The 21,258-nt window shown below is 63.7% G+C and carries 21 protein-coding genes; 14 read left to right on the top strand and 7 right to left on the bottom strand.

Features of this window, described 5'->3' with window-relative positions:
• Window positions 1-3 precede the first annotated feature (3 nt).
• The 6 genes from FJV80_RS02695 to FJV80_RS02670 all read left to right on the top strand — a co-directional run bounded on the left by FJV80_RS02695 (window position 4) and on the right by FJV80_RS02670 (window position 6,674).
• Window positions 4-645: a TetR/AcrR family transcriptional regulator gene (locus FJV80_RS02695; protein ID WP_142875473.1), complete on the top strand. Its 642-nt coding sequence runs from the start codon at window positions 4-6 to the stop codon at window positions 643-645.
• Window positions 646-718: 73 nt separating this feature from the next.
• The gene (locus FJV80_RS02690) at window positions 719-1,882 is read left to right on the top strand and encodes an isovaleryl-CoA dehydrogenase (protein WP_095770740.1); all 1,164 of its coding nucleotides are present in this window, start codon (window positions 719-721) and stop codon (window positions 1,880-1,882) included.
• Between the two features lie 2 nt (window positions 1,883-1,884).
• Entirely contained in the window at window positions 1,885-3,492 is a 1,608-nt protein-coding gene (locus FJV80_RS02685) for a carboxyl transferase domain-containing protein (RefSeq protein WP_095786501.1), read from the top strand.
• A gap of 1 nt (window position 3,493) precedes the next feature.
• Window positions 3,494-4,024, top strand: a complete 531-nt coding sequence (locus FJV80_RS02680; RefSeq protein WP_095786502.1) for an O-acetyl-ADP-ribose deacetylase — start codon at window positions 3,494-3,496, stop codon at window positions 4,022-4,024.
• Window positions 4,025-4,144: 120 nt separating this feature from the next.
• Window positions 4,145-4,513 carry a hypothetical protein gene (locus FJV80_RS02675; protein WP_142875472.1) on the top strand — a complete coding sequence of 123 codons (369 nt, stop codon included), beginning with the start codon at window positions 4,145-4,147 and terminating at the stop codon, window positions 4,511-4,513.
• 175 nt (window positions 4,514-4,688) lie between these two features.
• The gene (locus tag FJV80_RS02670) at window positions 4,689-6,674 is read left to right on the top strand and encodes an acetyl/propionyl/methylcrotonyl-CoA carboxylase subunit alpha (RefSeq protein ID WP_142875471.1); all 1,986 of its coding nucleotides are present in this window, start codon (window positions 4,689-4,691) and stop codon (window positions 6,672-6,674) included.
• Window positions 6,675-6,754: 80 nt separating this feature from the next.
• Here FJV80_RS02670 and FJV80_RS02665 read toward each other — a convergent pair whose 3' ends face one another.
• Window positions 6,755-7,876, bottom strand: a complete 1,122-nt coding sequence (locus FJV80_RS02665) for a branched-chain amino acid ABC transporter substrate-binding protein (RefSeq protein ID WP_027046653.1) — start codon at window positions 7,874-7,876, stop codon at window positions 6,755-6,757.
• Window positions 7,877-8,304: 428 nt separating this feature from the next.
• On the bottom strand, window positions 8,305-8,571 hold the full coding sequence (locus FJV80_RS02660; RefSeq protein ID WP_010915070.1) for a sel1 repeat family protein: 267 nt from the start codon (window positions 8,569-8,571) through the stop codon (window positions 8,305-8,307).
• Window positions 8,572-9,009: 438 nt separating this feature from the next.
• Here FJV80_RS02660 and FJV80_RS02655 point away from each other — a divergent pair, with 438 nt between their 5' ends.
• The 5 genes from FJV80_RS02655 to FJV80_RS02640 all read left to right on the top strand — a co-directional run bounded on the left by FJV80_RS02655 (window position 9,010) and on the right by FJV80_RS02640 (window position 12,682).
• A complete protein-coding gene (locus tag FJV80_RS02655) occupies window positions 9,010-9,351 on the top strand; it encodes a DUF2147 domain-containing protein (protein WP_095770746.1) in 342 nt (113 codons plus the stop codon).
• A 222-nt stretch (window positions 9,352-9,573) separates the two neighbouring features.
• Window positions 9,574-9,729 carry a hypothetical protein gene (locus tag FJV80_RS34410; protein WP_179300980.1) on the top strand — a complete coding sequence of 52 codons (156 nt, stop codon included), beginning with the start codon at window positions 9,574-9,576 and terminating at the stop codon, window positions 9,727-9,729.
• Between the two features lie 35 nt (window positions 9,730-9,764).
• The gene (locus tag FJV80_RS02650) at window positions 9,765-9,959 is read left to right on the top strand and encodes a hypothetical protein (RefSeq protein ID WP_095770747.1); all 195 of its coding nucleotides are present in this window, start codon (window positions 9,765-9,767) and stop codon (window positions 9,957-9,959) included.
• Window positions 9,960-10,075: 116 nt separating this feature from the next.
• Window positions 10,076-11,539, top strand: a complete 1,464-nt coding sequence (locus tag FJV80_RS02645; RefSeq protein WP_245318004.1) for an AMP nucleosidase — start codon at window positions 10,076-10,078, stop codon at window positions 11,537-11,539.
• Between the two features lie 66 nt (window positions 11,540-11,605).
• Entirely contained in the window at window positions 11,606-12,682 is a 1,077-nt protein-coding gene (locus tag FJV80_RS02640; protein ID WP_246688884.1) for an endonuclease/exonuclease/phosphatase family protein, read from the top strand.
• Window positions 12,683-12,823: 141 nt separating this feature from the next.
• Here FJV80_RS02640 and FJV80_RS02635 read toward each other — a convergent pair whose 3' ends face one another.
• The 3 genes from FJV80_RS02635 to FJV80_RS34405 all read right to left on the bottom strand — a co-directional run bounded on the left by FJV80_RS02635 (window position 12,824) and on the right by FJV80_RS34405 (window position 15,465).
• Window positions 12,824-13,420 (bottom strand): DUF922 domain-containing protein, encoded by a 597-nt coding sequence (locus FJV80_RS02635; RefSeq protein WP_095786506.1) that lies wholly within the window; start codon window positions 13,418-13,420, stop codon window positions 12,824-12,826.
• Window positions 13,421-13,557: 137 nt separating this feature from the next.
• Window positions 13,558-15,237, bottom strand: coding sequence for an electron transfer flavoprotein-ubiquinone oxidoreductase (locus FJV80_RS02630; protein ID WP_142875470.1), 1,680 nt, complete (start codon window positions 15,235-15,237; stop codon window positions 13,558-13,560).
• Window positions 15,238-15,300: 63 nt separating this feature from the next.
• Window positions 15,301-15,465 (bottom strand): hypothetical protein, encoded by a 165-nt coding sequence (locus tag FJV80_RS34405; RefSeq protein WP_185975116.1) that lies wholly within the window; start codon window positions 15,463-15,465, stop codon window positions 15,301-15,303.
• Between FJV80_RS34405 and FJV80_RS02625 the strand changes: the two genes are divergently transcribed.
• From FJV80_RS02625 to FJV80_RS02615, 3 genes are read left to right on the top strand one after another with little or no spacing between them, the layout of a single operon-like run.
• Window positions 15,458-16,102: a hypothetical protein gene (locus FJV80_RS02625; RefSeq protein ID WP_095770750.1), complete on the top strand. Its 645-nt coding sequence runs from the start codon at window positions 15,458-15,460 to the stop codon at window positions 16,100-16,102. The two genes, FJV80_RS34405 and FJV80_RS02625, sit on opposite strands and share 8 nt — an antisense overlap.
• A gap of 51 nt (window positions 16,103-16,153) precedes the next feature.
• A complete protein-coding gene (locus FJV80_RS02620) occupies window positions 16,154-17,029 on the top strand; it encodes a uracil-DNA glycosylase (protein WP_179295756.1) in 876 nt (291 codons plus the stop codon).
• A gap of 58 nt (window positions 17,030-17,087) precedes the next feature.
• Window positions 17,088-17,900, top strand: a complete 813-nt coding sequence (locus FJV80_RS02615; RefSeq protein ID WP_095791395.1) for a helix-turn-helix transcriptional regulator — start codon at window positions 17,088-17,090, stop codon at window positions 17,898-17,900.
• On the opposite strand, the gene FJV80_RS02610 is transcribed toward FJV80_RS02615, so the two are convergent.
• Together FJV80_RS02610 and FJV80_RS02605 are read right to left on the bottom strand one after the other, a co-directional pair.
• Entirely contained in the window at window positions 17,901-18,860 is a 960-nt protein-coding gene (locus FJV80_RS02610) for a DMT family transporter (protein ID WP_095786873.1), read from the bottom strand.
• The gene (locus tag FJV80_RS02605) at window positions 18,857-21,163 is read right to left on the bottom strand and encodes a xanthine dehydrogenase family protein molybdopterin-binding subunit (protein ID WP_142875469.1); all 2,307 of its coding nucleotides are present in this window, start codon (window positions 21,161-21,163) and stop codon (window positions 18,857-18,859) included. Before FJV80_RS02605 ends, FJV80_RS02610 begins: the two co-directional genes overlap by 4 nt.
• Window positions 21,164-21,258 lie beyond the last annotated feature (95 nt).

Genomic DNA, 21,258 nt, shown 5'->3' with positions numbered 1-21,258 from the left:
ATCATGGCGCGCACCACGGGATCCGACGGCGAGCGAACCGAGGCGGCAGTCCGCGAAGCGGCGGTCAACCTGATCGCACGCCATGGCTACGAGGCGATGTCGATGCGGCGGCTGGCGGCCGAGGTCGGCGTGCAGGCGGCCGCGCTCTACCGCTATTTCCCGACCAAGGAAGACCTGCTGTTCACGCTGATGCGCGAGCACATGGAGGGGCTTCGCCAGGCCTGGGAACACGCGAGGCCAACCGATGCAGATCCGGCGGAGCAGCTTGCGGCCTATGTGCGCAACCACATCGCTTTCCACATCGAGCGCCGGCATGCCACGCATGTGTCGAACATGGAACTGCGCAGCCTGTCGCCCGACAGGCTGACACAGATCCTGCGCATGCGCACAGCCTACGAAAAGGAACTGCGCAGCATCTTGCGCGAAGGCGCCGAGGCCGGCGACTTCAGCATCGAGGACACCGGTCTGACGGCCATGGCGCTGATCCAGATGATGACCGGCGTCATCGTCTGGTTTCGCCCGGGCGAGCGGCTGTCGGTCTCTGAAGTGACGGCGACATATCTTTCGATGACAATGCGCCTGGTTGGCGCGAGGATGGATACCTGCAGCGCCGCACGTCCCTCGGACGTGCAAAGGACGCTGTAGCACTTGAATTTTGCGCATGATCCTTTCCGAAAATCGAAGTCGATTTTCGGGGTCATGCGGCGGGAGGAACGCCATGTACACCAACACGCTCAGCTTCGGGTATGACGAGGACATCGAGGCGCTGCGCGATATGGTGCGGCGCTTCGCCCAGGACAGGATCGCCCCGATCGCCGGCGATATCGACCGCCAGAACGAATTTCCGGCGCATCTGTGGCGCGAGCTCGGCGAACTCGGCCTGCTCGGCATCACCGCCGATCCCGAGTTCGGCGGCAGCGGCATGGGTTATCTCGCCCATGTGATTGCGGTGGAGGAAATCTCCCGCGCGTCGGCTTCGGTCGGTCTTTCCTACGGCGCCCACTCCAACCTCTGCGTCAACCAGATCAACCGCTGGGCGACGCCGGCGCAGAAGGAAAAGTTCCTGCCGCCGCTGTGTTCGGGCGAGCGTGTCGGCGCGCTGGCGATGTCTGAATCCGGCGCCGGCTCGGACGTCGTCTCGCTCAAGCTGCGCGCCGAAAAGCGCAATGACCGCTATGTGCTCAACGGCACCAAGATGTGGATCACCAACGGCCCGGACGCCGATACGCTTGTCGTCTATGCCAAGACCGACCCGGAGCGGAAATCGCGCGGCATCACCGCCTTCATCGTCGAGAAGGCCATGACGGGATTCTCCGTGGCGCAGAAACTCGACAAACTCGGCATGCGCGGCTCCAGCACCGGCGAACTGGTGTTTGAAAATGTCGAGGTACCGTTCGACAATTTGCTGCATGAGGAAGGACGCGGCGTCGAGGTGCTGATGTCGGGCCTAGACTATGAGCGCACGGTGCTCGCCGGCGGCCCGATCGGCCTGATGGCAGCCTGCCTCGACGTGGTGATTCCCTATGTGCACGAACGCAAGCAGTTCGGCCAGCCGATCGGCGAGTTTCAGCTGGTGCAAGGCAAGCTTGCCGACATGTACACGGTGATGAACGCCGCGCGCGCCTACGTCTACGCCGTCGCGGCCGCCTGCGACCGCGGCCAGACCACCCGCAAGGACGCCGCCGGCTGTGTTTTGTTCGCCGCCGAAAAGGCGACGCAGATGGCGTTGGACGCCATCCAGCTGCTGGGCGGCAACGGCTACATCAACGATTATCCGACCGGCCGGCTGCTGCGCGACGCCAAGCTTTACGAGATCGGCGCCGGCACCAGCGAAATCCGGCGCTGGCTCATCGGCCGCGAGATCATGGCGGAGGGGGTGTGAGCATGGCCGTCCTGCAGACTCAGATCTCCCCCTCCTCCGACATCTTCCGCGCCAATGCCGATCGCATGCGCGCGCTGGTCGCCGACATCGCCGAAAAGGCCGCGACCGTCGAGCGCGGCGGCTCGGAGGAGGCGCGCGAGCGCCATATTTCGCGTGGAAAGCTGCTGCCGCGCGAACGCCTGGCACAATTGCTCGACACTGGTTCGCCCTTCCTCGAGATCGGCCAGTTCGCGGCGTGGTCGATGTATGGCGAGGAGATTTCCTCGGCCGGCATGATCGCCGGCGTCGGCCGGGTCGAGGGCACCGAGGTGATGGTCGTCGTCAACGATGCCACGGTGAAGGGCGGCACCTACTATCCATTGACGGTGAAAAAGCATCTGCGCGCGCAGGAAATCGCGCTGCAGAACAATCTGCCCTGCATCTATCTGGTCGACAGCGGCGGCGCCAATCTGCCCAACCAGGACGAGGTGTTTCCCGACCGCGAGCATTTCGGCCGCATCTTCTACAACCAGGCCAACATGTCGGCTGCCGGCATACCGCAGATCGCCTGTGTCATGGGGTCCTGCACGGCCGGAGGCGCCTATGTGCCGGCGATGTCGGACGAGACGATCATGGTGCGCAACCAGGCAACCATTTTTCTCGGCGGCCCACCACTGGTGAAGGCGGCCACCGGCGAGGACGTCAGCGCCGAGGATCTGGGGGGCGCGGATGTGCATACGCGGCTCTCTGGCGTTGCCGACCACTATGCGATGGACGACGAACATGCGCTCGCCATCTGCCGGCGCATAGTCAAAAACCTGAATCGGAACAAGACCGTAAGCCTAAACTTACAGAGATCGATTCCGCCGCTTCATCCGGCGGATGAACTCTACGGCGTCGTGCCGACCGATTTGCGCCAGCCCTATGACGTGCGCGAGGTGATCGCGCGCCTCGTCGACGGGTCCGAGTTCGACGAGTTCAAGCAGAATTACGGCACGACGCTGATCACCGGTTTTGCCCATCTCCACGGCATGCCGGTCGGCATCATCGCCAACAATGGCGTGCTGTTTTCCGAAAGCGCGCTGAAGGGCGCGCATTTCATCGAGCTGTGCTGCCAGCGCGGGATCCCGCTGGTCTTTCTGCAGAACATCACCGGCTTCATGGTCGGCCGGAAATACGAGGCCGGCGGCATTGCCAAGGATGGCGCCAAGCTGGTGATGGCGGTTGCCACCGCCAGGGTGCCGAAGGTGACCGTGATCATCGGCGGCTCGTTCGGCGCCGGCAATTACGGCATGTGCGGCCGCGCTTACTCGCCGCGCTTCCTGTGGATGTGGCCGAATGCGCGCATCTCGGTGATGGGCGGCGAACAGGCGGCAACCGTGCTCGCCATGGTCAAGCGCGAAGGCATCGAGCGCAAGGGCGGCGAGTGGAGCGCCGAGGAGGAAGCGAAATTCAAGAAGCCGATCCTGATGAAATACGAGCATGAGGGCCATCCGCTCTACTCGTCGGCCCGCCTCTGGGACGACGGCATCATCGATCCGGCGAAGACGCGCGACGTGCTGGCGCTCAGCCTTTCCGCGTCGCTCAACGCCGAGATCGAGGACACGCGTTTCGGCGTGTTCAGGATGTGAGATGAGCAAGGCGTTGAACAGGATCCGCATTCACACCGGGGACATCACGAAGCTGGATGTCGACGCCATCGTCAATGCCGCCAACACCTCGCTTCTCGGCGGCGGTGGAGTCGATGGCGCCATCCACCGCGCGGCGGGTCGTGAGCTCGAGGTCGAATGCCGGATGTTGAACGGATGCAGGGTCGGCGACGCCAAGATCACCAAGGGTTACAAGCTGCCGGCTCGACATATCATCCACACTGTCGGGCCGATCTGGCAGGGCGGCGGCAAGGGCGAAGCCGAACTGCTGGCCTCTTGCTATCGCAGGTCGCTGGAACTCGCGACTGCCAATGATTGCCGTTCGGTGGCGTTTCCCGCGATCTCGACCGGTGTTTACCGCTACCCCAGGGCTGAGGCGACCGAAATCGCCGTCGGCACTGTCAGCATGATCATTGAAGAGAAACCCATGCCCGAAACCGTCATCTTCTGCTGCTTCGACGAGCATACGGCGGAACTATACCGGCGAACCGTTGCTGCGCTCCGGAAGGGTTGAACTGTATGGACCAATCGATTCATCAGCATAGGCAGCGTCGAATCTCCGCTGGCGAACTGGCGTCGAGACAAAATATTCGCTACTGCTTGTCCCGTGCAATGCAATGGGGACAGGGTGGGAATGGAACTGAAATATTGCCGGGGGATGGCTGCCTCGATACTTGCATCCATACTAATATTCACCACAGCTGGCGCCGGCCAGGCCGGATCACTCGCAGGAAGCAAGGGAGACGTGCATTTTCCGCCGACCGTGGGCTCGGGCGAATGCAACGTTGCCTACAAGGGCTACGTTGCGGCGAGCGGTCATTCGGCCTACGCCACGACCTTTTATTCGCGAGTCGTCGACCTCTACATCATCTGCGGGACGAAGCTCAACGCACCTTCCCAGAAGGCCGCGGAGGAGATGGCGCTGCGCAACTGCCAGGCTGGATTGACGCGTTGGAAGCTAAAGACCGCAAGTGGCGGCTGCGCGATCTCGGCATCGAAATAGGCACATGCGCTTCGCTCGTAGAGCGCTCCCTTGGTAAGGGGGCGCTCTATATCAAGTGCCGAACTGCAAGGCAGCATCCGGCAAACGGAAAGCCTATCCATATAGGTTTGCGACCCAGAGGGGGCGCGAAGGAACGCCTGCGTCGCTTTCAGCAAGGCCTGGCTACGGAGGCTCCATGTTCAGCAAGATCCTGATCGCCAATCGGGGCGAGATCGCCTGCCGTGTCATCCGCACGGCCCGCAAGATGGGCGTGCACACCGTCGCCGTCTATTCTGACGCCGACGCGAAATCCCTGCATGTCGAGATGGCCGACGAGGCCGTTCACATCGGCCCCTCGCCGGTCGGTGAGAGTTACTTGCGGGGGGACCGGATTGTCGCGGCGGCGCTTTCGACGGGGACGCAAGCCATCCATCCCGGTTACGGCTTCCTGTCGGAAAATCCTGATTTCGTCGACCAGGTGGTGGCGGCGGGGCTCACCTTCATCGGCCCATCGTCGGCCTCGATCCGCGCCATGGGGCTGAAGGACGCCGCCAAGCGGCTGATGGAGAAAGCCGGCGTTCCCGTCGTTCCAGGCTATCATGGCGAAGCGCAGGAGATCGTGCTGCTCGCCTCCAAGGCACGCGAGATCGGCTATCCCGTGCTGATCAAGGCGCGCGCCGGCGGCGGCGGCAAGGGCATGCGGCGCGTCGAACATCCCGATGATTTCTCCGAGGCGCTGTCCAGCGCCCGGCGCGAGGCAAAGGCTGCTTTCGGCGACGACCGCGTGCTTGTCGAAAAATATGTCGACAAGCCACGGCACATAGAAGTCCAGGTGTTCGGCGACAATTTCGGCAACGCGGTGCATCTCTACGAACGCGACTGCTCGGCGCAGCGCCGCCATCAGAAGGTGATCGAGGAAGCCCCTGCCCCCGGCATGACGCCGGCGCTGCGCAAGGCGATGACGGAAGCCGCCGTGAAGGCCGCCAAGGCGATCGGCTACTCAGGCGCCGGCACCATCGAGTTCATCGTCGATGCCTCGCAAGGCCTCAAGCCCGACCGCTTCTGGTTCATGGAGATGAACACCCGCCTGCAGGTCGAGCATCCCGTCACCGAAATGGTCACCGGCACCGATCTGGTCGAGTGGCAGCTGCGGGTTGCCAGCGGCGAAAAGCTGCCGAAGACGCAGAGCGAGATCGCGCTGACCGGCCATGCCCTGGAGGCGCGCATCTATGCCGAGGATGCGGCAAAGGGGTTCCTGCCCGCAACGGGCACGCTGCATCATCTGAAGTTCCCTGAGGCGGCCTGCGAGGGCGCCACGATGCGCGTCGAAACCGGCGTGCGGGCCGGCGATGCCATCTCCCCCTATTACGATCCGATGATCGCCAAGCTGGTGGTTCATGCAAAGGACAGGCAAGCAGCGTTGGAAGCGCTCGGCGCGGCGCTGTCGCGGACCGAAATCGCCGGTTCCACCGTCAACACCGGCTTCCTTGCCGCCCTTGCCGCCGATCCCGACTTTTGTGCTGGTGACGTCGACACCGGCCTGATCGGCAGACATCAGGCCGCACTGACCGGCGTCGCGCCGCCGACCGGCGAAATCGTCTCGGCAGCAGCCCTTGCCGCCTCCGGCGCAGCAGCCTTGCCGCCATCGAACGACCCATGGTCGTCGCTTTCCGGCTACGCGCATTTCCACGGCGTGGCGCGGCGCACGCGGCTGAAGTTCGGCGAGGCCGATATACTGGCAAAGGTTTCAGTGCGGCCGGACGGGCGCTTCCAGGTGGCGCTCGATGCGCCCTATGACAGCACCAATTCGCATGATTTTCGCGCCGCTCCGCGCCTTGCCCGCTGGCCTGGCCACATCACGGTGTTCGAAGGCGCCGTCGGCTACACATTCGCGGTGACGGACCCGTTGGCACGGAGCGATGACGCGGCCGCCGCTTCCGGCAGCCTGCGCGCGCCGATGCCCGGGCTGGTCAAGCTGGTGCGCGTGGCTAAGGGCGACGCGGTGATCAAGGGGCAACCGTTGCTGATCCTCGAGGCGATGAAGATGGAGCACACCATTGCCGCCCCGCATGACGCGGTGGTTGCCGAGATCGCCGCGGAAGGGGCGCAGGTCACCGACGGGACTGTGCTGGTGCGGTTCGTAGAGGAACAGAGCGCCCAGACCGCTGCCGCGGGCCGATGAGCGGAACGCTTCGCGAACGGCAAACAAAATGGCCGGGGTGAAATCCCGGCCATTTCCTTGAATTACATCACTACCCGAGATTACTGCGCGATCGGCGCGTACTTGCCGTCATGCCACTGGTTGATGTCGTAGCTGGCGTTCTTGAGGTCGCCCTTCTCGTCGAAGGTGACGTCGCCGACAACGGTGCTGATCGGCGTGCCGTTCTTCAACGCTTCGGCAACCTTGGCCGGATCGTCGCTGCCGGCGCGCTTGATGCCTTCGGCGAAAGCCTGGACCACGGCGTAGGAGAACAGCGTGAAGCCTTCCGGCACGAAGCCGCCGGCCTTGATCTTTTCGACAGCGGCCTTGGCTTCCGGCTTTGCCTGCGGGTCCGACGGGAAGACGAACATGGTGCCTTCGCCAGCCGGGCCGGCAACCTGCCAGAATTCCGGCGAGGCGATGGAGTCCGGCATGATCAGCTGGAACTTCAGGTTTTGTTCGGCCGACTGACGCAGGATCAGGCCGGCTTCAGGATGGTAGCCGCCGAAATAGACGACGTCGGCCTTGAGATCCTTCAGCTTGGTGACGAGCGCCGAATAGTCCTTCTCGCCGGGATTGATGGCGTCATAATAGACTTCCTTGAGGCCGCCAGTGTTCATGGTCGCCCTGACGGCATCGGCCACGCCCTGACCGTAAGCGCTCTTGTCGTGCAGGATGACGACATTCTTGCCGGCATATTTCTTGGCGATCCACGGGCCGATGAAGGCGCCCTGTGCATCGTCACGCGTATAGAGGCGCATGATGGTCGGCCAGCCGGCCTTGGCGGCCGCGTCGGTCAGCACCGGGTTCGAGGAAGCCGGGCTCATCATCAGCGCACCGGCCTCGGCATAGACGGCCGAAGCGGGAATGCTCGAGCCCGAGCAGGCATGGCCGTCGATGAACTTGACGCCGTTGGCGACGATGCGGTTGGCGACCGACACGGCCTGCTTGGGATCGCACTGGTCGTCCTCGATGTCGAGCTTGATCATCGAGCCGTTGACGCCGCCGGCGGCGTTGATGGCGTCGGCGGCGGCCTGTGCGCCCTGCTTGAACTGGTCGCCGATGGTGGCGAGCTGTCCGGTCATCGGGCCGACCACCGAAACGGTGATGTCGTCGGCGAATGCCACCGGCGCACTCATCATCAGGCCGAAAATGGCCGCGCTCAAAATACTCATTTTTTTCATGGCAATAGAACTCCTCCACTCACGCGCGGCCGCCCCGGCCGCGCTTCTTCCAGAGAGGCGGGACAATTTCATCCTTCATTGGGCCTGTCTAGGCGCATTGGCGCCACTCGATTGGGCCTGCGGACCCTCATCGACGCAAAAAGCCACGCCAGCCTTGTTCCGGCTGGTCGTGGCTGTTTGCCTATCGGGCTGTTTCCCCAGCGCCCCCGCGCCGCGAACCCCAACGTGGCCTTCCCTGTCGTCCCTGCCATGATCCGAAGAAACGGATTCTTTTCGGGATCATGGTCCGTCGCACGGCTTGGGCCTGTCCGGCTGCCGCATTCTTGTCGTTCATGGCCTGTGGCCTGGCTGTCTGCGCAGCCTTGTCCCTGTTTTGGCCCGACCGTCTTGGAGCGGTCTTGGCCGGAGCGTCCCCGCCTGCCGGAAATCTAGTGCATGGTCATCCATTCGCGGGCTTCGCGCAGCGCCTTGGCGATCTCGACCTTCGACATGGCGGCCGACAGTTCCGAGCGCAGTTCCGCGGCACGGGCCGAGCCCTTGATGGCGGCGATGTTGAACCATTTGTGGGCGGCAACGACGTCGGTTTCGCAATCGCGACCGGTCGCATACATCATGCCCAGTTCGAAAAGAATGTCGGCCTGGGCAGTTGCTCCCATGGCGCCGAAACCTGCTTCAAGCATTTCAAAACGTGCCATTTTAGTCCCCTGTCTGGCTCCCGAGAGCTGCCTCCGTTCGTCTTGTCCGGGCCGCTCTTTCGATGCTTTCGAGAATGCCGATCAGGCTTGAATCCGCCGTTAAATGGCGTGCTTAATTTGAGGAAAACAAAGCTAAAACAATAGGTAAACGTGGAAATTCGTTAAGGATACGAAGCCAGCAATTCAGCCGATTTTCGTCAAATTCGACGAAAATTTTCCGAGCCTCGATCAACACTCCGCTAACCACGGGAAACAAACAGGACGCGCCGGTCGTTTTCATTTCCTCGCCGACGGCGTCAATTCAGGGGGCTTTGAAATGCCAAGATCTTCCGCAGCGGCACCGCTTTTGTTTTGCCAGGAGCTGGATTAGCTTACGTTTGCGTAAGCGGCAGACCGGCGAGGCGGAGAATTCGGCCGGCTATCCAAAGGGAGCAAGATATGTTTCGAAAAGTGAGCCTGGCTCTTGCAGCCACATTGATCATGGCGGGTGCGGCGTCGGCCGATCCGATCGAGGGCAATTGGAAAACGCAAGCCGGGGATACCGCTGCCATTTCAGGCAGCGACTCGTTTTCCATCACGCTCAAATCGGGCAAATATGCCGGCAAGACGATCGGCTCGCTCAAGGCGGCGGGCGACAACAAATATGCCGGCAGCATCACCGATCCTGCAAACGACAAGACCTATTCGGGCAAGGCGACATTGTCGGGCACCGCGCTCAAGATGAGCGGCTGCGTGCTTGGCGGACTGATCTGCAAGAGCCAGACCTGGCACAGGCTCTGATCAGCCTATCCTTGTGACATCCTGACGGGGCCCGACGGGCCCCGTTTTCGTTTCATCGGCACGTCAAGCCCTGGGGCTCTTGCCCCCCGCTGCCGGTAGCCGCGCACGCCGGCGACCCGCCCAGATCCCGTCAATCAATTTGAACCGCAGATGAACACCGGCATCAGAGCCGGTTCAGAGGCATTGGGGCATTCTCCAGCGCGTTGAAGGAGACACGACCCAATGCTTGCTCGCCGCTTCGCCATCGTCTGCCTGCTGATGAGCCTGTTTGGAATGTTCTTCGCCATCCTCGTCGCCGAAGCGGGCCGTTCGCCCCGCTCCTGGGATGAAGCCACCAGACTATGCCGCCTCGCCTGCCCGACCAACCTTCGCCACTGAAACAAAGAAACCCGGACCTCGAAAGCTCAGACATCATGACCCGCATCGCCGCCAACACTCTCAAGACCCTTCGGCTCCTGCCGCGGGCGGCGCTTATCCTGGTGCTCCTGGCCGCGCCGGTCCTGGCGGTGCCGATGATGCGTAGCGGCACCGGCTCGACGATCGAGGCGCCGGCCCTGAGGAAGTCCGGCGTGGGTTTCGTTCTGCTGGTCAGCCTGCAGCGGGGATAAAGAAAAATTCCGCTTTGAGCGCCTTCGGCAGCGACACCCCTCCCAACCGCTCGTCCAAGTCTCTATATTGAGCCATGGAAAAGCGAATCTACCCCCAAGCCATCGAATCTGTCGTCATGCCGGAGCCTTTTGGCCGGCAAAGCTTCGACAGCGCCGAAAAAGCAGTTGCCGCACTGCAGCTGCTTTACGACCGCAACACCAAGTTCCTGCGCGACGCCTTCGCGGCCCTGGCGGCCGCCGGCGGCGACAGCAGCAAGCGCTACCGCGCCTTCTATCCCGAGATCGGCGTCACCACGAGTTCCTTTACCCAGGTCGACTCGCGCCAAGCCTACGGCCATATGCCGACACCCGGCCATTTCGCCACCACGATCACGCAGCCGCACCTGTTCGAGAGCTATCTGGTCGAACAGCTGCGCCTGATCATGCGCAACCACGGTGTCTCGGTCACGGTCTCGGAATCGACCACGCCCATTCCGCTGCATTTCGCCTTCCTGGAGGGAACTTACGTCGACGGAGCCGCCGCGGAGCGCATCGAGCGGCCGATCCGCGACCTGTTCGACGTGCCGGATCTCGACGGCACCGACGACCAGATCGCCAACGGCACGTTCGAAGTGGCCTTCGGCGAACCAAGGCCGCTGGCGCCGTTCACGGCGCAGCGCATCGACTATTCGCTGCACCGCATGACCCACTATACGGCCACCAGCCCGCAGCATTTCCAGAACTTCGTGCTGTTCACCAACTACCAGTTCTACATCGACGAGTTCGTCGCCCGCGCCCGCGACCTGATGGAGAAGGGCGGCGGCGGTTACGCGGAATTCGTCGAGCCGGGCAATGTCGTGACCAAAGCCGGGCAGAACGCGCCCAGCGAAGGCGTTGGGCCGCAGCGCCTGCCGCAAATGCCGGCCTATCACCTGAAAAAGCCGAACCATGGCGGCATCACAATGGTCAACATCGGCGTCGGCCCTTCCAATGCCAAGACGATCACCGACCATATCGCCGTGCTGCGGCCGCATGCCTGGGTGATGCTTGGCCATTGCGCCGGGCTGCGCAACACCCAGGCGCTCGGCGACTATGTGCTGGCGCATGCCTATGTGCGCGAAGATCACGTGCTGGACGACGACCTTCCGGTCTGGGTGCCGATTCCGCCGTTGGCGGAAATCCAGGTTGCCCTGCAGGAAGCGGTCGCCGAAGTCACCGGCCTGTCCGGCTACGATCTGAAGCGCATCATGCGCACCGGCACGGTCGCCACCATCGACAACCGCAACTGGGAACTGCGTGACCAGCGTGGACCGGTGCAGCGCCTGTCGCAGTCGCGCGCCATCGCGCTCGACATGGAATCGGCGACGATCGCCGCCAATGGCTTCCGCTTCCGCGTCCCCTATGGCACGCTGCTGTGCGTTTCCGACAAACCGCTGCATGGCGAGTTGAAGCTGCCTGGCATGGCGACCGAGTTCTACAAGCGCCAGGTGGCGCAGCACCTTACCATCGGCATCAGGGCGATGGAGAAGCTGGCCGAGATGCCGATGGAGCGGCTGCATTCGCGCAAGCTCCGGAGCTTTTCGGAGACAGCGTTCCAATAGGCCGCCGCAGCGCCTGGGCGATGCATTTCGTCGTCTTGCCCGGGCGACAATTGGGCCGATAAGCAGATGGAACGGATCGTCAGGCGGCATTCGGCAGACACGACCTCGATGATGACAGGCGCGCGCTTGAAAATGATGGCTGGGTTGGCATTCCTGGCGATGACCGCGCTATCGGCCGCGCTGTTGGCCGGATTCTTCGGCACGCTGCATCCGGCCTTCGATTCCTTCTCGCATTTCCGCATTCACTTCAGCGTGCTCATGGCGCTTCTGGCACTGCCGCTGCTTGCCAGCTCGTTTCGGCTGCAAGCGGCAGCGGGGCTGCTGTTTGCCATCGCCTGCCTGGCCACGACGGCAAGCGCCCTGCCGAGGCTCTGGCCGCAGCCGGCGGTTGCCAAGCCCGCCGATCAGGCTGTCTACAGCCTGCTGCAGATGAATTTGCGCTTCAACAACCCGACGCCGAAGAAAGTGCTCTCCCTGATCGGCCGCGCCAACCCGGACGTGATCACCCTCGATGAGGTGTCGCAGATGTGGACGACCGAGCTTGGCTACATCGCCAGCGCCTATCCCTACCGTATCCTGTGCCCCTACCCGAACGGCATGTTCGGGGTGGCGTTGCTGTCGCGCCCGCCGGTCGTGGCCGGCACCACACCGCGCTGCGAGCCGCGCGGCGCGATGGCAACCGCCACCATCGACTTCGGCGGGATCGACGTCGATGTCGCCGCGATCCATTTGAGCTGGCCGTGGCCGAAGGAGCAATACTGGCAGATCGGCGAACTGGCGCAGACATTGGCCGGGTTGGGCGAGACCGCGATCATGGCCGGCGATTGCAACGCCGTGCCGTGGAGTGCGGCGGTGCGGCGGGTCGCGGCTTTCGGCGGGCTGACTCTTATGCCTTCGGCCGGGCCGACCTGGATCCACCGGACACTGCCCGACGTCCTGCGCCGCTATGCGGGCCTGCCGATCGACCAGGTGTTCAGCAAGGGCGGCTTGACGATCCTGTCTTCGAAGCGGCTGGAGGACACCGGCTCCGATCATCTGCCGGTGCTTGTCGAGTTCACGCTAAGGCCAGACGACAAGCAGCCTGAGAATGACCACGCCACCGCGCTCGCGGCGAGCGACTTGTCGGTGAAGCCGCAAAGCTGACACGCCAATCGAGCGGGGCTGGCGGCAAGGTCCCGCGATGGCGAGGGCTCTGGTCCCTTGTTCCAACGCAATTCCGAAGGGAAACCGCTGCGGCGCTTTCCCGGGAAAACCGCTTTACACTTTTCCTGGAATTGCCCTGGTTCAAGGTTTTCCGGTCAAGGCAGCGATCAGATGCTCGACATGGCCGCCATTGCGGTGTTCACGCCGATCGAAGGCGTTTTGTTTGGCCTCATATTCGGCATAGATCGCCTGGATGCGCAGCCGCGCCTCGCGGCGCGTCTTGTGGCAGGACGGGTCGTTGGCGACCCGCAGGCCGGTTATCGACCTTTCCGTAGCGCGCATCATCTCCCTGGCGATGCGCCCATGTGTTTCCTCATGGGCGCGAACACCTGCGAAAAACCTGTTCCAGCGCCTCCTCAGGGCCGGCGTCGCGGGTGAGGCAAGGCGCGGGAAGGTGTAGGAAAGATTCAGCGTGCCATTGCCCCCTCGCATCCGACAGAAGCCGTTGCCCTGGCCGGCGTCGAGATCCCAGTCGACGGTATAGGAGGTTGTGGCGATGGCGTGCGTCATGAAGCCGTGCCGGGGGCCTTGTCTGTCCATCGCGTCGATGAGGGCGGCGCCCGAGCCTCCCGTGACGTCGTAGGTCCGCGTCTGGATGACTGCCCTGGTGCCGGCCGAGGCCTGAGGCGCACACAGCGTCCCAATGGCGACGAGGCATGTCAGAACTATGCGGCGCATCGGCCTTCTCCCTATCCCCGGAGAAGGGAACCATAGACCGGCGGCCGTTTCAACGGTCTGCTGACCTGCATGCCCTCGCAGCCGGCCCCCCACCCACATTTTCTGCCGCCGAGGCCGAAACCGCCGGCCGCGCGACGTCACATGCCCTGGTAGACCGGACCCTCGCCGCCTTGCGGCGGCACCCAGTTGATGTTCTGGTTCGGATCCTTGATATCGCAAGTCTTGCAGTGGACGCAGTTCTGCGCGTTGATGACGAAGCGGACGTCTTTCGCCGCCGGATCGGCGACGGCGTTGCCGTCCTTGTCGACCCATTCATAGACGCCGGCCGGGCAATAGCGTGTCGAAGGCCCGGCGAAGACATCGTGCTCGGACCGCTTCTGCAGTTCCATATCGCCGACCAGCAGATGGACCGGCTCGTTCTCTTCGTGATTGGTGTTGGACAGGAACACCGAGGACAAGCGGTCGAAGGTCAGCACGCCGTCGGGCTTCGGATAGGCGATCTTCTTGTGCTGGGCGGCGGGCTCGAGCGTGGCATAGTCGGCCTTGCCGTGCTTCAGCGTGCCGAAGGGCGAGATGCCGAACAGCGTGTTCAGCCACATGTCGAGGCCGCCAAGACCGACGCCGACGATGGTGCCGAAGCGCGACCACAGCGGCTTGACGTTGCGAACCTTCTTCAAATCCTTGCCGATATCGGTCGCGCGCCAGGCTTGCTCGTAGGAAGTGAGCTCGTCATTGGCACGGCCGGCGCCGATCGCCTCGGCGACATGATCGGCCGCCAGCATGCCCGACAGGACTGCATTGTGGGAGCCCTTGATGCGCGGCACGTTGACGAAACCGGCAGCGCAACCCATCAGCGCGCCGCCCGGGAAGGACAGTTTCGGCACCGACTGCCAGCCGCCCTCGGTGATGGCGCGCGCGCCATAGCCGATCCGCTTGGCGCCCTCGAACGTGCCCGCGATCGCCGGATGGGTCTTGAAACGCTGGAATTCCTCGAAGGGCGACAGGTACGGGTTCTTGTAGTTGAGGTGGAGGACGAAGCCGACCGCCACCTGGTTGTCCTCGATATGGTAGAGGAAGGAGCCACCGCCGGTCTTCATGTCGAGCGGCCAGCCGAAGGAATGCTGGACCAGGCCCGGCCGATGGTTCTCCGGCTTGACCTGCCAGAGTTCCTTGAGACCGATGCCGTATTTGCCTGGCTCGCGGCCGTCGGAAAGCTTGTACTTGGCGATCAACTGCTTGGCGAGCGAGCCGCGCGCGCCTTCGCCGATCAGCACGTACTTGCCCATCAGCGCCATGCCCGGCGCGAAGCCCGGGCCATGCGTGCCGTCCTTCTCGACGCCCATGTCGCCGGTGACGACGCCGGTGACGGCGCCCTCCTCATTGTAGAGCAGGCCGGCAGCGGCAAAGCCCGGATAGATCTCGACGCCGAGCGCCTCGGCCTTGCCAGCCAGCCAGCGGCAGACATTGCCGAGCGAGACGATGTAGTTGCCGTGATTGTTCATCAGCGGCGGCATCAATATGTTGGGCAGGCGGAACGAGCCGGCAGGGCCGAGCACCAGGAAATGATCCGCAGTGACCGGCGTCTTGAACGGGTGACCTTCTTCCTCGCGCCAACCGGGCAGCAGCCGGTCGATGCCGATCGGATCGACGACGGCGCCGGAGAGGATATGGGCGCCGACCTCGCCGCCCTTTTCCAGCACGACGACGGAAAGCTCGGGATTGACCTGCTTGAGGCGGATGGCCGCGGCAAGGCCGGCCGGACCGGCACCGACGATGACCACGTCGAATTCCATGCTTTCGCGTTCGATATCGCTCATCAACCCCTCCGCACTGGCTTGCCGCTGTCGCGTATCTTGCTGGCTCTTGCGCTGCATAGCGCATCAATTGGCGACAGGAAACCGGCGCAGACGTGACAATGCGGATTTGGCCAAAAAGTCGCGCATCTTGCGGCAGGGCAGCCATTTGCGCCCGGCGAGACCGGCCACGCCTGCGTTTTTTGATTGTTCGGCGGCTTGCTTATCGGCCATACTTCCGGCCATGCGCATTCCTGGGCCAGCGGGCTTTTCTTCGACGCGCTTTCTTTTCCCGCCCGGCCGGGTCCGCCGGGCGATTCTTCTGGCCCTTCTGGTGGCGGCACCGGGTCACGCCGCCGCGAACGAGGTGAAGGTCTGGGCGACAGGCGCCTATTCCTTCTCCGACGAGCTCGGCGGCTTCCGCATCACCGGAGCTTCCGGCATCGGAACCAAGGACGATCCGCTGGTCATCACCGAAGAGCTGAATTCGGCAACACCGGTGACGCTGACCATCCGCACGACAAAGCCGATCCAGACATTCGGCAAGGCGGGCGAATTCGCCAATGGCATCATGTATATGCGCATCAACGTGCTCAACAACAGCGGCCAGGCCTGGATCGAATTCCAGTTCGAGCTCCAGGAGGTATTGGATCAGCCGAGCGTGTTTGGAGACGGGCTTTCCTTCGACCAACGCAACAAGACGCCGGACAATATCTGGTCGAGCAATTTCGCCGATTTCGACCGGGAGTTCGAGCCTTACGACCGGCTGCTGTTCAAGGACGGCAAGGTCGACCCGCTGAAGACCGTCAGCTTCGAGTTCCTGATGACCGATTACACGCCGCGATGGACCTTCTATCTGGTGCAGGATCCGCGCATCCCGACCGGATAGGGCAAGCGGCCGGTCTTGCAAAATGCAGTCATGCGGACGAATGTGCGCGCCATGACTGCCGCGTCCCCCAACAGCCCGACCGATATTGCCGACATCCTGGCCTTCTATGCCAGCGCCGGTGTCGACGAGGCGCTGGAAGACGCCCCGGTAAATCGCTTCGCCGAGGCGGCGCCGAGACCTGTCGAGCGCGCGCCGGCGCTGGTGGCGCCACCTCCCGAAGAGAAGGCGCCGGAGCGGCCAGCGGCACCGCCGGGACTGGATGCAAGCAAGGTGCCTGATGCGCCCCCGGCGCGTTCATCGGTCGCCGCGGTGCCAGACGAAGCCCAGGCGGCGCTTGCGCGCCAGTTGGCGACAACGGCAACGACCCTGGAGGAGTTGCGCCAGCACATGGCTGCCTTCGACGGCTGCAATCTCAAGGCCACCGCCAAGAACCTGGTCTTCGCCGACGGAAACCCGGACGCCGAGGTGATGCTGGTGGGCGAAGCGCCGGGCCGCGACGAGGACATCGAGGGGCTGCCCTTCGTCGGCCGCTCGGGCCGGCTGCTCGACCGCATGCTGGCCGCAATCGGGCTCGACCGCACTTCGGTCTACATTGCCAATGTCATCCCGTGGCGGCCGCCGGGCAACCGCACGCCGACGCCGCACGAGACCGAGATCTGCCGGCCGTTCATCGAGCGGCAGATCGAACTGGTCAATCCCAAGGTGCTGGTCAACCTCGGCGGCCCGTCGGCCAAGACCTTGCTCAACACCTCGGAAGGCATTTTGCGGCTGCGCGGCAACTGGCGCGTCCACACCACGGCCTCCGGCATCGCCATCCCGGCCATGCCGACGCTGCATCCGGCCTATCTCCTGCGCACGCCGGCGCACAAGAAGCTGGCATGGCGGGATTTTCTCGAGGTGAAGGCGAAGCTGCGGGCACTCTCGTAGATCGCCATAACCCCGCAGGTAATTGAAATGCCGCCCCTGTCAGCCTAACCATCCTGCCATGACATCCGCCCAAACCTCCGCCGGCAGTCTGATCCGCGAATGGCGCACGCGCCGCCGCATGAGCCAGCTCGACCTCGCCATGGAGGCCGAAATCTCCCAGCGGCATCTGAGTTTTGTCGAGAGCGGGCGCGCCGCGCCCTCGCGCGACATGGTGCTGCATCTTGCAGAGCAGCTTTCGATCCCGCTAAGGCAGCGCAACCAGCTGCTGCTCGCTGCTGGCTTTGCACCGAGCTTCAGCGAACGGCCGCTCAGCGACACGACGCTGGCGCCAGCGATGGCGGCGGTGGAGATCGTGCTCAAGGGACATGAGCCCTTCCCGGCGCTGGCCGTGGACCGGCACTGGAACCTGGTTTCGGCGAATGCCGCGATTGCTCCCTTCCTCGCCGATGTCACCGAGGCTTCGCTGCTGGCGCCACCGGTCAACGTGCTTCGCCTTTCCCTGCATCCCGGCGGCATCGCACCGCGCATCGTCAATCTCGCGGAATGGCGCACGCACCTGCTTGAGCGTCTCAAGCACCAGAACGATGCCAGCGGCGATCCGGTGCTGGTCGAACTGGAGGGCGAGCTGCGCGCCTATCCGTCCGGGCTGAAGGGCAGCAGGCCAACGCCCGTCGAGCCGAATGCCATCGTGCATCCGCTGCGCCTCGCGCATGGCGATCAGGTGCTGTCGTTCATCAGCACAATCACCGTTTTCGGCACGCCGCTCGACGTGACCTTGTCGGAACTGGCGATCGAGTCCTTCTTCCCCGCCGACGAGCAGACTCGTGCGGTACTGGTGCGGCTGGCGAGGGAGCGGTTGGAACGGTCCTGATCACCCCTGCGGCGGCGCGGCCGTTCTGGTGCGCGTGCGCTCCAGGCCGAGCTGCCGCTCGCGCCAGATGATGAAGATGCCGGCGGCGACCACGATCACGCCGCCGACCAGCGTGTTGAGCGAGGTCACGTCGCCGAAAATGAAATAGCCGACGACGACGCCGAGGATCATCGAGGTGTATTCGAAGGGCGCAACCACCGAGGCCTCGGCATGGCGATAGGCGGAGGTCATCAGGATCTGGCCGAGGCCGCCGCAGAAGCCGGCCATGACGAGCAGCGCGGCTTGCGTCGGCGTCAGAGCTTGCCAGCCGAAAGGCAGTGTCAGCAGCGAGAGCACGCTGGCGGTCGACGAGAACCACAGGACGATGGTCGCCGTCTTCTCCGTCTGCACGAGATTGCGCACGAGCAGCATGGCGACCGCCGAGATCGCCGCGGCCACCAGCGCGGCCATGACGCCCAGGACCTCCTGGTCGTCGAGCCCTTCATCCGAGTTGAGCAGCGTCAGCTCCGGCCAGGAAATGATGAGCACGCCGACAAGACCAACGGCGACCGCGCTCCAGCGATAGACGCGGATCGACTCGCCAAGGAAGACCGAGGAGAACACCACGACCAGCAGCGGCTGCGCATAGTTCAGAGTGATCGCCTCCGGCAACGGCAGCCTGGTGAGCGCGAAGAAGCCCAGCCCCATGGCGCCAACGCCGACGACGCCGCGCGCGACGTGGTTGAAGGGGCGTTTGGTGACGAATGCCGTCGGCAGCTGTCCCTTCACCGCCAGGAAGGCGATGATCGGGAAGATGGCGAAGAAGGAGCGGAAGAAGACGATCTGCCCTGCCGGCACGTCGCCGGCCGCCTTGATGCAGGTTTGCATGCCGACAAAGACCGCGACGGACACGATCTTCAGCGCGATGCCCCTCAGCGTGCCGTGGCCTGCCGTCGTTCCTGGTTCCGCCCCTGATGTCACGTCGGCGATGCGCCCCTGATCGCGGCCCAGATCCGCGCCGGCGTCGCCGGCATCTCGATATGCCTGATGCCATAGGCGCGCCACAGCGCATCGGTGACGGCATTGAGCGCCGCCGGTGTCGAGCCGATCGTGCCGGCCTCGCCCGCGCCCTTGATGCCCAGCGCATTGGTGGTCGAAGGCACGTTGCGGGTCTCGAAATGAAAGAACGGAAAATTGTCGGCGCGCGGCATTGCGTAGTCCATGAAGCTCGCCGTCAAGAGCTGCCCATCCTCGCCATGGATGGTGTTCTCAGTCAGCGCCTGGCCGATGCCTTGCACGACGCCGCCATGGACCTGGCCGGCGAGCAGGATCGGATTAACGGTGACGCCGAAATCGTCGACGATGGTGTAGCGGACGATCTCGGTCGCGCCGGTGTCGGGATCGATCTCGACCTCGCAGATGTGGGTGCCGTTCGGATAGGTGCACTCGTCCTGCACGAACTCGCCGAACCCCTTAAGGTCATCCGGCGTCTTCGCGGCCTTGGCGATGCTCGAGAAATCGATGCTCCGGTCTGTGCCGACGATGCGCGCAACGCCATCGGACAATTCGATATCGCCGGCCGAGGCCTCAAGCTCGTCGGCGGCGATGCGCTTGATCTTGTTGGCCAGATCCTCGCCCGCGCGGGAAGCTGACACACCTCCCAGCGGAATGGACCGCGAGCCGCCGGTGCCGCCGCCCGCCTTCAATTCGTCGGTGTCGCCCTGGCGGACATGGATCTTGTCGATGTCGAGATTGAGTTTTTCCGACAGGAACTGCGCATAGGCGGTAGCATGCCCCTGGCCGTTGGTCTGGGTGCCGATCTTCAGCGTCACCGTGCCGTCGCCATTGAGCTCGACAAAGGCCGGTTCGGAGCCCGGAAAGGCGCAGGCCTCGATATAGGTCGCCATGCCGATGCCGCGGATCTTGCCACCGGCTTTGGACTGTTCCAGCCGCTGCGGAAACGCCTTCCACTGCGACCGTTCGATGGCGCGGTCCATATGCCCTTCGAATTCGCCATTGTCGTAGAGCCGGCCTGTCTGCGTGCGATAAGGAAACTGCTCGGGCCGGATGAAATTGCGGCGGCGGATCTCTTCGACGGGCAGGCCAAGATCATGCGCGCAGGCATCGACCAGCTTTTCCAACAGGAACGCAGCCTCGGGTCGCCCGGCGCCGCGATAGGCGTCGACCGGGCAGGTGTTGGTGTAGAGGCCGGTCACCGAGACCTCGAGCGCCCTGATATCATAGACGCCGGTCGACATGGTGACGCCGATATAGGGGATGAAAGGGCCATATTGCGAGACATAGGCGCCGATATTGGCAAGCAGGTCGACCCGCATGCCGAGGAATCGGCCATCGTTGTCGAGCGCCATCTCGGCCGTCACCGCATTGTCGCGGCCTTGGGCGTCGGTGAGGAAATGTTCCGTGCGGTCGCCGGCCCATTTCACCGGACGGCCGAGCCGCTTCGCCGCCTCGAGCACCAGCGGATATTCGCGGTAGACGAAGCTCTTCGGCCCGAAACCGCCGCCAACATCGGGCGTGATGACGCGCAGCTGGTCCTTTTTGATCTTGAACACGCTGGCCAGGATGTACTGCATGGAATGCACGCCCTGCGACCCTGTGGTCAGCACGAAGCGGTTTTCCCCGACATTCCATTCGCCGATCGCCGAGCGCGGCTCCATGTAGTTGCAGACCAGCCGATTGTTGACGAATTCGATGCGCGTGACGTGAGCGGCTCCAGAGAAAGCCGCGTCCGTCTTCTTCTTGTCGCCGATATGATAGGTGAAGGCACGGTTGGAGCCGAGTTCCGGCCAGACCAGCGGCGTGCCCTCGGCAAGCGCCGTCGCGGTGCCGGAGGCAGCGTCCTCGCCGTCATAATCGACCTCGATCAGTTCGGCGGCATCCTGCGCCAAGGCGCGGCTGTCGGCGACGACAAAGGCAACCGCATCGCCGACATAATTGACTCGATCCCGGCACAGGATCGGAATGTCGCGCGTCGGCGCTTTGGTGCCGTCCGGTTGTGCCTGCATGACGCCGGACTTTAGATCGCGCAGATGGGTGAGATCCTTGCCGGTCAGCACCAGATGGACGCCAGGTGCCGCCTTCGCCGCCGCGGTCGAACCAATGGTGAAGCTCGCCTTGGCGATCGGCGAGCGCAGGACATAGCCGTGTAGGACGCCGTCTGGCTGGATATCGTCGGTGTAGCGGCCCTGGCCCTGGATGAAGGCGGTATCCTCGCCCCGCAGCACGGAAGCGCCCATGCCGAATTTCGGTGTGACGACGGTCATGGCTGCCTCGCGGGATATGGAGAACGAATGCCTGAAATAGGCATCGGCCGAGTTTTGTCGAGGGACCATTTCGTGTAAAGAGCGCGGACTTCAAA

It is taken from the genome of Mesorhizobium sp. WSM4310, from assembly GCF_007003935.1.
GTDB lineage: Bacteria > Pseudomonadota > Alphaproteobacteria > Rhizobiales > Rhizobiaceae > Mesorhizobium.
The sequence above is the reverse complement of the archived record's forward strand: the minus strand, read 5'-3'. Positions and strand labels throughout refer to the sequence as shown.

Coding starts and splice junctions, on each gene's coding strand:
- FJV80_RS02695 (WP_142875473.1), top strand. CDS start 4: ATGGCGCGCACCACGGGATCCGACGGCGAGCGAACCGAGGCGGCAGTC.
- FJV80_RS02690 (WP_095770740.1), top strand. CDS start 719: ATGTACACCAACACGCTCAGCTTCGGGTATGACGAGGACATCGAGGCG.
- FJV80_RS02685 (WP_095786501.1), top strand. CDS start 1,885: ATGGCCGTCCTGCAGACTCAGATCTCCCCCTCCTCCGACATCTTCCGC.
- FJV80_RS02680 (WP_095786502.1), top strand. CDS start 3,494: ATGAGCAAGGCGTTGAACAGGATCCGCATTCACACCGGGGACATCACG.
- FJV80_RS02675 (WP_142875472.1), top strand. CDS start 4,145: ATGGAACTGAAATATTGCCGGGGGATGGCTGCCTCGATACTTGCATCC.
- FJV80_RS02670 (WP_142875471.1), top strand. CDS start 4,689: ATGTTCAGCAAGATCCTGATCGCCAATCGGGGCGAGATCGCCTGCCGT.
- FJV80_RS02665 (WP_027046653.1), bottom strand. CDS start 7,876: ATGAAAAAAATGAGTATTTTGAGCGCGGCCATTTTCGGCCTGATGATG.
- FJV80_RS02660 (WP_010915070.1), bottom strand. CDS start 8,571: ATGGCACGTTTTGAAATGCTTGAAGCAGGTTTCGGCGCCATGGGAGCA.
- FJV80_RS02655 (WP_095770746.1), top strand. CDS start 9,010: ATGTTTCGAAAAGTGAGCCTGGCTCTTGCAGCCACATTGATCATGGCG.
- FJV80_RS34410 (WP_179300980.1), top strand. CDS start 9,574: ATGCTTGCTCGCCGCTTCGCCATCGTCTGCCTGCTGATGAGCCTGTTT.
- FJV80_RS02650 (WP_095770747.1), top strand. CDS start 9,765: ATGACCCGCATCGCCGCCAACACTCTCAAGACCCTTCGGCTCCTGCCG.
- FJV80_RS02645 (WP_245318004.1), top strand. CDS start 10,076: ATGCCGGAGCCTTTTGGCCGGCAAAGCTTCGACAGCGCCGAAAAAGCA.
- FJV80_RS02640 (WP_246688884.1), top strand. CDS start 11,606: ATGGAACGGATCGTCAGGCGGCATTCGGCAGACACGACCTCGATGATG.
- FJV80_RS02635 (WP_095786506.1), bottom strand. CDS start 13,420: ATGCGCCGCATAGTTCTGACATGCCTCGTCGCCATTGGGACGCTGTGT.
- FJV80_RS02630 (WP_142875470.1), bottom strand. CDS start 15,237: ATGAGCGATATCGAACGCGAAAGCATGGAATTCGACGTGGTCATCGTC.
- FJV80_RS02625 (WP_095770750.1), top strand. CDS start 15,458: ATGCGCATTCCTGGGCCAGCGGGCTTTTCTTCGACGCGCTTTCTTTTC.
- FJV80_RS34405 (WP_185975116.1), bottom strand. CDS start 15,465: ATGCGCATGGCCGGAAGTATGGCCGATAAGCAAGCCGCCGAACAATCA.
- FJV80_RS02620 (WP_179295756.1), top strand. CDS start 16,154: ATGACTGCCGCGTCCCCCAACAGCCCGACCGATATTGCCGACATCCTG.
- FJV80_RS02615 (WP_095791395.1), top strand. CDS start 17,088: ATGACATCCGCCCAAACCTCCGCCGGCAGTCTGATCCGCGAATGGCGC.
- FJV80_RS02605 (WP_142875469.1), bottom strand. CDS start 21,163: ATGACCGTCGTCACACCGAAATTCGGCATGGGCGCTTCCGTGCTGCGG.